Source organism: Alterirhizorhabdus solaris (assembly GCF_007785815.1).
Taxonomy (GTDB): Bacteria; Pseudomonadota; Alphaproteobacteria; order Sphingomonadales; family Sphingomonadaceae; genus Alterirhizorhabdus; species Alterirhizorhabdus solaris.
This window is the reverse complement of sequence record NZ_VNIM01000137.1, coordinates 1-8,898: the sequence shown is the minus strand read 5'-3', so window position 1 is coordinate 8,898 and position 8,898 is coordinate 1. Positions and strand designations below refer to the sequence as shown.

General features: G+C 62.8%; 10 protein-coding genes and 3 pseudogenes. 6 read left to right on the top strand and 7 right to left on the bottom strand.

Annotated elements, in window-relative coordinates; translation table 11 throughout:
- Positions 1–215: pseudogene (locus FOY91_RS22110) on the top strand (hypothetical protein); the annotation flags it as partial.
- Between the two features lie 139 nt (positions 216–354).
- Here the strand turns inward: FOY91_RS22110 and FOY91_RS19740 are convergent.
- Positions 355–1,305 carry an NAD(P)/FAD-dependent oxidoreductase gene (locus tag FOY91_RS19740; protein ID WP_145155552.1) on the bottom strand — a complete coding sequence of 317 codons (951 nt, stop codon included), beginning with the start codon at positions 1,303–1,305 and terminating at the stop codon, positions 355–357.
- 128 nt (positions 1,306–1,433) lie between these two features.
- Positions 1,434–2,537: an aldo/keto reductase gene (locus FOY91_RS19735; protein WP_145155550.1), complete on the bottom strand. Its 1,104-nt coding sequence runs from the start codon at positions 2,535–2,537 to the stop codon at positions 1,434–1,436.
- 95 nt (positions 2,538–2,632) lie between these two features.
- Between FOY91_RS19735 and FOY91_RS19730 the strand changes: the two genes are divergently transcribed.
- The 4 genes from FOY91_RS19730 to FOY91_RS19720 all read left to right on the top strand — a co-directional run bounded on the left by FOY91_RS19730 (position 2,633) and on the right by FOY91_RS19720 (position 5,146).
- On the top strand, positions 2,633–3,520 hold the full coding sequence (locus FOY91_RS19730; RefSeq protein ID WP_145155548.1) for a LysR family transcriptional regulator: 888 nt from the start codon (positions 2,633–2,635) through the stop codon (positions 3,518–3,520).
- Positions 3,521–3,563: 43 nt separating this feature from the next.
- Positions 3,564–3,734, top strand: coding sequence for a hypothetical protein (locus FOY91_RS21850; RefSeq protein ID WP_162527289.1), 171 nt, complete (start codon positions 3,564–3,566; stop codon positions 3,732–3,734).
- Between the two features lie 539 nt (positions 3,735–4,273).
- Positions 4,274–4,489, top strand: coding sequence for a hypothetical protein (locus FOY91_RS19725; protein WP_145155546.1), 216 nt, complete (start codon positions 4,274–4,276; stop codon positions 4,487–4,489).
- Positions 4,490–4,600: 111 nt separating this feature from the next.
- Entirely contained in the window at positions 4,601–5,146 is a 546-nt protein-coding gene (locus tag FOY91_RS19720; RefSeq protein WP_145155544.1) for a hypothetical protein, read from the top strand.
- A gap of 66 nt (positions 5,147–5,212) precedes the next feature.
- Here the strand turns inward: FOY91_RS19720 and FOY91_RS19715 are convergent, their stop codons facing one another.
- The 3 genes and pseudogenes from FOY91_RS19715 to FOY91_RS19700 all read right to left on the bottom strand — a co-directional run.
- Positions 5,213–6,175, bottom strand: a complete 963-nt coding sequence (locus tag FOY91_RS19715; protein ID WP_145155541.1) for a hypothetical protein — start codon at positions 6,173–6,175, stop codon at positions 5,213–5,215.
- Positions 6,176–6,578: 403 nt separating this feature from the next.
- Positions 6,579–7,010, bottom strand: a complete 432-nt coding sequence (locus FOY91_RS19710; protein ID WP_238995805.1) for a plasmid pRiA4b ORF-3 family protein — start codon at positions 7,008–7,010, stop codon at positions 6,579–6,581.
- A gap of 100 nt (positions 7,011–7,110) precedes the next feature.
- Positions 7,111–7,227, bottom strand: a pseudogene (locus FOY91_RS19700) (helix-turn-helix domain-containing protein); the annotation flags it as partial.
- A 38-nt stretch (positions 7,228–7,265) separates the two neighbouring features.
- Between FOY91_RS19700 and FOY91_RS19695 the strand changes: the two are divergent.
- Positions 7,266–7,532, top strand: coding sequence for a hypothetical protein (locus FOY91_RS19695; RefSeq protein ID WP_145155537.1), 267 nt, complete (start codon positions 7,266–7,268; stop codon positions 7,530–7,532).
- A gap of 183 nt (positions 7,533–7,715) precedes the next feature.
- Here FOY91_RS19695 and FOY91_RS19690 read toward each other — a convergent pair whose 3' ends face one another.
- Positions 7,716–8,321 carry a Ros/MucR family transcriptional regulator gene (locus FOY91_RS19690; RefSeq protein ID WP_145155535.1) on the bottom strand — a complete coding sequence of 202 codons (606 nt, stop codon included), beginning with the start codon at positions 8,319–8,321 and terminating at the stop codon, positions 7,716–7,718.
- Between the two features lie 175 nt (positions 8,322–8,496).
- Positions 8,497–8,781 (bottom strand): annotated as a pseudogene (locus FOY91_RS19685) (integrase core domain-containing protein); the annotation flags it as partial.
- Positions 8,782–8,898 lie beyond the last annotated feature (117 nt).

The following is an 8,898-nucleotide window of genomic DNA, read 5'->3' as shown; positions in this document are numbered from 1 at the left end:
CGATACCGCGCCAACGACGTGACGCCCCCAAAAAGACCGCGGACGAAGACCATCCGGATCTGATCCGCTGGTCCATCCAGGAAGTCCGCCGCATCGCGAACAGACTTGCCCAGCGTCGTATCCTACCCGCCTACATCATCGCATGGTCATGCTGGCGCAGAGCGCATCAAGCCGCCGCCCGCCGGGCTCACCTCATGGCAGAATCGCAACTGTAATGCTAATGTCCGCTTCCCGCATCTGAGCGGTTAGAAGCTACCAGTCCGTTTCCAGCCTAGAATCGGCCGCGCCGGGTCCCTGAATGGGCGTCCGCTTTCGAGAAGCGGGCGAGAGGCTGTGAATGTCCGCAGTTGGGTCTCAGCGTAAGAGCTTCTGTTCGGAGACAATCCAATCTGTTGGTCTCAGGAACGCTGCAAGTCGCTGCCCTGAAAGCCAAGCGGCTTCAATCCGCGGTCCGAGAAGCCAGTCGCCGCAGGCGCCAAGCTGGATATCCGTGTTCCAGATTGCACCTCGGTGTAACGCGTCGACCTTCGCATACCGCCAGCGGTGAACGCTGGTAGCGATGACGGCAGGCGACCCGACGCCACTGTGGTCCGCGAACGCCGCAAGAAGCGTGCGTTCGACCATGTCCAGATCATCTTCGAGATGCGCGCGCGACCATTCGGCGCTGGCTTGCAGCACCCAAGCCTCCGGTCCGGTCCGCCCTGGCTTGGCCGAGTTTCGGACAGCGGATTCGATGATGCCGATATCCGTGAGCCGATCGCCATCGATCGGTACGGGACCGTCGAATGCTGCCATGACGGTCCAGCACGGATCGGAGACCGCAGAGCGCGCTGCATCGGCTAGCGCGGCATCGTGGGCGGCGACCAAGGGCGCGACCTGTTCCGCCGGTACAGCGACGATCGCCGCATCGAACCGTTCGTCACCGATCCGCCATTCGCGGTCATGGAACAGGGTGTCGATGGCCGTATTCCAACGGACGTCGCCGTCGCTCGCCATCGCGCGGATGGGCGCGTTCATCGCCGGCGTCCCGGCCCACGCATCCGAGCCGGCGGGCGACCAGCGCGCGACGTGGCCGTCTTGCGCCCAGCGCTCGACCTGCGCGACGAACGCGGGGTCGCGTGCCGTCAGATATTGCGCGCCGTGATCGAACGCGGCTTCACCCAGCGGGGTATCGATGCGGCGGGTCGACATGCGGCCACCCGGCCCGCGCCCCTTGTCGAACACGATGACATCGTGACCCTGATGACGAAGCGCCTGCGCGCAGGACAGGCCCGCCATTCCCGCCCCGATGATTCCGATCCGCATGACTATCCCCGTGCCGGCGTGCAGCAAACGAACTTACTGCCGACCGGACAGCTTCAAACGCGGAGTTTGTCGATTGGAGCCGACCACGCGTAGATTTCTTCTCGGGCGAGCGGCTCCAGGATGACGGTTCAGCTTCGAACGTCTCCGCCGCCGAAGACGACCTGGTTGCGCACGGCAGGGGCGAACAGGCCGTAGAGAAACGGCAGGTTGCCACCGCTCACCGCATCGAGCGCAGCACGGGGATCGGGTGGCAGGGTAAGGCCAAGTGCGGCGGCATTGTCGGTCACCTGCTCCGCCCGGCTCACGCCCATCAACGTCGATGTGACGCCAGGCTGCCCGACCACCCAGGACAGCGCGACGCGTGCTGGCGTCTCGCCTATCTCCGCGGCGACGCGTTTCAGTTCGTCGAGGATCTGCCAGTTGCGCTCGGTGAACAGCGTGTCGCCGAACGGATTGTCGCCATCGAGCCGCTTGTCGTTGGCGGGCCGCGCCGCGTCGTCCTGCCCGGCTTGGTTGGGGACGCCGCCCGCGCGCTTCGTACCCGCCTCGACGGTCGCGCGGTCGTATTTGCCGGTGAGCAGGCCATAGGCGAGGGGGCTCCAGGGCACGAGACCCATGCCTGCCGATCGCGCGAGCGGCAGGTGCTCGGCTTCGACCCCGCGTTCGACCAGCGAATAGAAATATTGTAGGCTGATCGGCGCCGGATCGCCCTGGACCCGCGCCAGCGTCGCGAGTTCGGCGACGTACCAGGCCGGGGTGTTGGATATGCCCCAGTAGCGGATCTTGCCCGCCGCGACGAGCGCGGTCATCGTCCGCAGCAGTTCTTCGGGCGGCGTGATGCCGTCCCAGACATGTACCCAATACAGGTCGATGAAGTCCGTCCGGAGTCGGCGGAGCGACCCTTCAACGGACGCCAAGATGTGGCGCGCGCCATTGCCGCCTGCATGATAGCCGCGGCCGGTCGCAAACCCGGATTTCGTCGCGATGATCACCCGATCGCGCGACGACTGCGTGGCGACGAACTTGCCGACCATCTCTTCTGATCGCCCGCCGGCATAGACGTCGGCGCTGTCAATGAAATTGCCCCCGAGATCGGTGTATCGATCGAACACTGCGCGGCTGCCGCTCTCGTCCAGCCCCCATCGCGGCGTCCCGAAGGTCATCGTACCGAGTGCCAGCGGGCTGACGAGAAGGCCGGAGCGGCCGAGCGGGCGATAGGTGTCGAGTTTCATGATAGCATCCTGCGTTCTGTGGCCTCCAGATGGACGCAGGACGGCATCAGGATTAGGTCATCTGCGGCGCATGGGTTGCTGAAGGATGTTCAGGAATGGATCGTGATCTCTGGTCCGGTCTCGCGGTTTTCGAAACGATCGTCGAGGCTGGCAGCTTCGCACGGGCGGCGACGCGGCTTGGGTTGTCCGCCTCCGCCTTAAGCCATGCAATGCGATCACTTGAGACGAAACTGGGTGTTCGGTTGCTCGATCGTACCACCCGCTCGCTGGCGCCGACGCCCGCCGGCGAGGAACTACTGGCGCGGTTGCGGCCCGCGATCGCCTCGGTCGCGAGCGCGCTGGCCGACCTGGACAACGCCCGCGAACGGCCGGCAGGGCGTATCCGGGTCAGCGCGCACCGGGTTGCGGCCATCTACGCCATCCTGCCGCGGCTCGCCGAGTTTGCGCGCGCCTATCCCGACATCGCCGTCGAACTGGTGGTCGATGACGGCTTCGTCGACATCGTCGCCGACCGCTTCGATTGCGGCGTCCGGCATGAGCAAACGCTGCAGGCCGACATGATATCAGTCCGGATCAGCGCGCCGGTGCCGCTCGTCTTCGTTGCCGCCCCGGCCTACCTCGCCGATCACCCGGCTCCCGTCGATCCCGATGACCTCGTCACGCATCGGTGCCTGTGTTACCGATACACGTCCTCTGGCGTCGTACACCGCTGGGAATTCGAGCGGGATGGCCGGACGGTGGAACGTGCAGTCCGCGGCGACTTCATCACCAATGATATCGACGTTATGCGCGACGCCGCAGTGGTAGGGATGGGGGTGGCTTGCCTGCCGTTACCACATGCCGCGCTGCAACTGGCCGACGGTACGCTGGTCGAAGTGCTGGCCGGCTGGGCACCCATACTAGCGCCCAACCACCTCTACTATCCCAGCCGACGTCAACCGACTGCCGCCTTCCAGGCGTTCGTGGCGGCAATGCGCGTGTGATCGCAAGCGGGCCTCGACAGGATCGAGGGCGTTATCATGTGCGATGCTGCGCGTTTCAGCTGAATGGATGGTCGAAGTTCGGATGCGCTCTGGCGAGGCGCGCGCCATGACTCTCAACTACAAGCTCGCGGTTTTCGACCACAACATCGGACGGGACGGCCCATGGCAGCTGCTCGAGCTTGGCGGCGTGAGCTACAGTCCCGCAAGCAAGTAGGATCGCAGCGTTGAAGATGCCCGCCCACCGCAACGCGAATGTCATCCACTTGCTCACAATCGCACGAACTGACGATCGCACGCTCAAGCAGTCTACATGAACGGTTGTCCGCTTCTAGGTGCGGACTGTCAGGCTTTGGCCAGCTGACTGTGGGTCTAGCCCGCCAAATATTTCACTGAACTCGCTGATGGGTATGTAATTTCTTCAGTTCGGAAAGTACAATCGGGAACAGGGTTCGGGAAAACGGGTCATCGGCAAGCATCGGAAGATCCCTGTTCCGCCCGGCTATCCCGCGTCACGTTCGTTAGTGGGAAAGTGTCAGCCGCTCCGATCAATACTTTAGCACCGAATGATGCTGGAATTGTGCAAGGGCAGCGATCGAACCAGAAACACGACGGCTGTTTATAATCAATCACCGCAAACGCTGTATCGTTGATGCCGATGGTCATAGCTGGCCTGTTGTATCAGGCTTGGTAGGCGCTGCAAGGTCATGCATACCGCCACCACCGTAGACGCATCCGGCTCGGGGAGACATGTCAATGCAGGCTCCGATGGCAATTCGTGTGCTTGCCCTGATCGTAGGACTGGCGATCCTTGCGGGCGTTTGGACAATCGTGACCTACGTGGTCTGGCTGTTCTTCGCGTTGTTCGGCAGGATCGGCCGAAGCGGATCGATTGTCATTATTGTTCTCGGCATTCTCTCATGGGCGTATGTGGCGTCGCTCCTGTTCGGACTGAAATTGGGCAAGCATTAGAAGCAGGGCGAGTTAGGACGGACTATGAACCGAAGGGCTTTTTGGGCGGGCGTAGCGCTTCTGCTCGGTGCCAGGGAGCAGGCTCTGCTGGCGACGGGAAGCCCAGGTGCGATGACAGGCCAGGCGTTGCCGGTCTCCCCGCGGCTTGGCGGCTACGGCCCGGTTCGCCTGGAGATGACCCAGGCTGAGGCCAAACGGGTTTTAAACAGCATCGCTGGGGATGTGGTGTTTCTACCCACATCTGCGGATCATCCGCTCAACGACATGGCGGACAGCAGGTTGGACCGAATGGCCGTGATGACGCCGTGGGAGGATGTTTACGTCGGCAGGCTCGATACCAACACGCTGATCCAGGTCGGAACGCACGGCGGCCGCGTCGTCGCAGTGATGCTGCGCACGAGGCTCGCGGCCCAAGGTCCCGCATGTCGTTCTGCCTTCATGGCTCTCGTCAAGCGCAATGAAGCAGAGTTTGGCCCGGTGCCAGTTGCCGATATGCCCGGCAACTCTCAGCTATTCAGCAACGGCATGGTCGATTTCGACGGGTGGAAACTTCGCCTAGGGCGCATCCAGACAGGCGCTTCGTGCAACCTTACGGCTGACTATGTATCCAACTCCGATAGTAAGATCGAGGCAAGCTGGCGAGCTCGCCTGCCGTGATCCTGGTAGCGGACACGGATAAACGCGAGGAACCCTGGCACGGATGCTGTGCCGGATTGAGGCCCTTCAGCGGGTCATCACGAGATTGCCGCCAACCAGGCTGAACTGCATGTTGACCGGGCTCGGTCGCACGCCGCGGCTGGCGATAGTCAGGGCTCCCTCACCGGCAGCGTTGGTCCATTCCATCAGGCGGCCGCCTGCCATCGTTCGGTAGCGCGCCTCGTTGCTTGGCAGGAGCGTGGCGGTGAAGCCTGGCTCGGAGTGCATCATCTTGAGCAGCTGGAGATCCTGCGCCCGTGCGGCCTCCGCGTTGGGACCAAGCGGGTAACTACGCGCCATGTGCTCGCGGCGTACCGCCCCGGCATTCTCATAGGCCTCAAGGTCGCCGTTGCGCAGCATCGCAGTGAGTTCGGCCATGCGGGCATAAACCGCCTCAGCGATGCCTTCGGGCAAAACGCGCGTGGCTTCCGCCCAGGGCGGTGCTACGACTGGGAATAACGGCGCGAACGTCAAGGTAAGGCGATGGGGCAACGATACCGGACCATCCTCATCCGCCGGAGGCCAGAGTACCTGATCGACATCACGGGTGGTGATATCCAGGGTGTCGCCGGCGCGGTGCGGCTCGTCCATTTGCAGCAGCAGTCGAGCGTTGGCGGCGGCCGGCAGTGAGCCCGATATTGGCGCAGGGGGTTGTTCCAAATTCATGCCAGCTAACGCGACCCGCAATTCGGCCCGATTCCCGCCCGGCAGCATGTCGTGCTGGATTGCGAGCGATTGTGCGCCGATCTCGCCTGCCTCGGTCCGCGCGAGCAGGATGCCGTTCAACCAGGTTTCGGAACGCAGGCCCGCGCCCACGCTCACGCTCAAACCATGCACCGCGCTGGCGGCGGTCGGCGACATGCTTCGCTTTCCGCGCCCGTTCGTCTGCGCGAACACGGCGGCGGGGGCGGCAGCCGCGACGAGCGTGAAGGCGGAGGCATCACGCCCCAGATCGAGGAACCGACGCCGTGACATGCTGGTGCCGTCCATTTTAGCGTCTCCCTTGTCGGTACCGGCGCTTCGATGTTCCGGCTCGCTATGCCAGTAGCGCGCTTTGCCCGCCACTTCTGCAAGCCGGCACTGAGCTCATGGTTGCTTCATACCGGTTCGTGACGCGCCTCTGCATTTTTCACGTACTAAAGGGGTTTGAGAACGCTCTCGCGCTCTCATCTGACCCTTCGTTGCGAGGTGGCGCCGACCTTTTTGATTGCCGTTTTCAATCGGGAAGGAACACATCTGTCGCTCATCATAATCAGCCGGTATGGCAACTCCTACTTCAAGATGGACAATAGGTTGTGGTGGATGTTCGTTGGGAAGAGCTGTGCGAGTTGCGTGTGTCCGGCCGCCGGGGAGGAGTAAGCCCCACGGAAGGTCAACTTGGCGCCTTGGTGGATTACATTGACGAAGGTTCACCGGATTTTGCTGCTAGATGCTCGATTGTCCGAGCCGATGGAACGGTGCTTGACCACACAGCAATAGAGCGTCTGGCGATGGATAGGTTGTCGTAGGTGTAGAGGAGTTCGCGTATTCCCCGGTCGCGGAGGGCGGCGAGCTTCACATTCGTGGCGGCTGCCATGCCGCTGTCGGGCCACATCGGGTTCAGCAAGCCGTGGCGCAGGCCGCCGGCCTCGAAGTGCCAGAGATGATAGTTCTCCCAGCCCATCGCGGTCTGGACGATGTCGTGAAGCATCTTGAGGCTGGCAGTGACCGGCACGTCGACCCGACGCCAGATCACGGGTTCGATGCCGCTCAGGACGATATGCAGGCGGGCAATGGTCTCGGCGCTCATGTCGCCAGCTTGCCAGGTTCGCAGGCCCAGTTCCACGGCAAGAGCTCGTCCCAGCGGCTGGCAGGCCAGTCGTCGGCGACCTTGGCGATGACTTCGGCGATACAGGCCTCAGGGTCGGGCAACAACCCGGCGGCTTGCGATCGACTAGTCCGGCGGGCCCGTCGGCGTTGAACCGCACAACCCAATCCCGCACGATCTGGAGCGTGACACCACCGATCCGCGCCGCCTCGCTGCGTGTCCCGCCCTCGTAGATAGTGGTTCATCCACGCGTCGGCGTGCTAAGGGTGATCGATGGATTTTGACCAGCTCCTCATGCGCTTCTTCGGTACCGTTGATCTCGAAGGGCTTTCGGCCGATGCCTTGGTGGCGGGCACGACCCGTCTACGGCTCCAGTTTGGGATGGAAAAAGACGAGGAGCGACGCTTCGGTCTGTGGTGCCTCATGTATATGCTGGGTACGGCACCCGAGGTGGACCAAGCCTTCGTCAGCGAAGAAGATCGCGACGCGGCGCAGGAATTTGCCGACAGCGTGGATGCGGACATCGAAGAAGCGGAGTAGTGCCGGCTCGGGTAGCCGCCGTGGGGCGGCCACCTCTACCGGGATGTCACCGGCCCTCCGCAGCAGTCATCGTCTTCGTCCTACTGTCGGCCTGCTGGACGGGTACGATCGCCGCACTACGGCCAGTCGTTCCTGGACCTCGATCAATTGCCGAATGACGGCGGCCTGCCTTACTCTGTCAACTTAGTTTGGCTCGCCGTGCACCTTGGCAAACGCCTCGGCGCCCTTCAGCTTTTTGGGCCCAGCTTTTCGCGCGGGCGGCTTTGCGGACGCAGCAGCTTCACTCTTTGGCGGCCGCCCGCGGCGTGGCTTTTCGGCGGGGGCTTCCGCCTGAGTAAGCTCCTCGGCCGGCACCTCGGCCTCGTCCGCCACCGGCGCCTGAGCGGCTGGCTTACGGCCAAGTCCTATAGAATGCGCCAGTGTGCGGCGCTTTTCTGCATAGTTCGGCGCCACCATCGGGTAATCGCTGGGAAGACCCCATTTGTGGCGGTAATCGTCGGGGCTCATGTCGTAGTTGGTGCGCAGATAACGTTTAAGCATTTTCAGCTTCTTGCCATCCTCTAGACAGACGATGTAATCCGCCTTTACCGAGGCGCGCACCGATACCGCCGGCTCCTGCTTAGCGGGCTCGGGCGCTGTGGGAGCACCCAGCCCGGCCAATGCATCGTGCACGGCGGCGATGAGCTGTGGTAGTTCGTCTGTCCCCACGCGGTTGTTGCCCACGTGCGCGGCAACAATGTCGGTGGTAAGGCTGAGAAACTCGGCAGCGGTGTTGTCGTTCTCGGACATATGCGACCCTTGTTGTTTATGTTGTTCGGATTGCGCCGTTGCGCGAAGTTAGAACGGCCAGCATGCCTAGCCGGCTCTATCGAGGTGATCAACTACGACGTCCATTCTCCGGCTAGCGGCGATCATGGAATAATAGGAAGGCTGAGCTGCTGCCGGTCCCATGGACACCAAGTTTGGCTACATGAGCCTGCTTCTCGAAGTCCATGGGGCTGAGGTATCCCAAGGTCGAGTGCCGGCGTGTCGGGTTGTAGAAGCGCTCGATGTAATCGAACACGTCTGCCTTCGCGTGATTGCGCGTTCGATATGTCTTCCGGCCGATCCGTTCGGTCTTCATCGACGAGAAGAAGCTCTCCATCGCCGCGTTGTCCCAGACTTTGCCCGACCGGCTCATCGAGCAGGTGACGCCATTGTCGGCCATCAACCGCTGGAACTGCTCGCTCATATATTGGCTAGGAAAGTCCATGGCTCAAGTGACGGAAAGTCGCCACGGCACGGGCGCCAGCGATTGACGGAGTACCGAAAGAAAAGCTGTCGTGCGCGCGCTGCGGCCGTGGCGTGCGCCCAGGATCGCCACCAC

Coding starts and splice junctions, on each gene's coding strand:
- FOY91_RS19740 (WP_145155552.1), bottom strand. CDS start 1,305: ATGCGGATCGGAATCATCGGGGCGGGAATGGCGGGCCTGTCCTGCGCG.
- FOY91_RS19735 (WP_145155550.1), bottom strand. CDS start 2,537: ATGAAACTCGACACCTATCGCCCGCTCGGCCGCTCCGGCCTTCTCGTC.
- FOY91_RS19730 (WP_145155548.1), top strand. CDS start 2,633: ATGGATCGTGATCTCTGGTCCGGTCTCGCGGTTTTCGAAACGATCGTC.
- FOY91_RS21850 (WP_162527289.1), top strand. CDS start 3,564: ATGCTGCGCGTTTCAGCTGAATGGATGGTCGAAGTTCGGATGCGCTCT.
- FOY91_RS19725 (WP_145155546.1), top strand. CDS start 4,274: ATGCAGGCTCCGATGGCAATTCGTGTGCTTGCCCTGATCGTAGGACTG.
- FOY91_RS19720 (WP_145155544.1), top strand. CDS start 4,601: ATGACAGGCCAGGCGTTGCCGGTCTCCCCGCGGCTTGGCGGCTACGGC.
- FOY91_RS19715 (WP_145155541.1), bottom strand. CDS start 6,175: ATGGACGGCACCAGCATGTCACGGCGTCGGTTCCTCGATCTGGGGCGT.
- FOY91_RS19695 (WP_145155537.1), top strand. CDS start 7,266: ATGGATTTTGACCAGCTCCTCATGCGCTTCTTCGGTACCGTTGATCTC.
- FOY91_RS19690 (WP_145155535.1), bottom strand. CDS start 8,321: ATGTCCGAGAACGACAACACCGCTGCCGAGTTTCTCAGCCTTACCACC.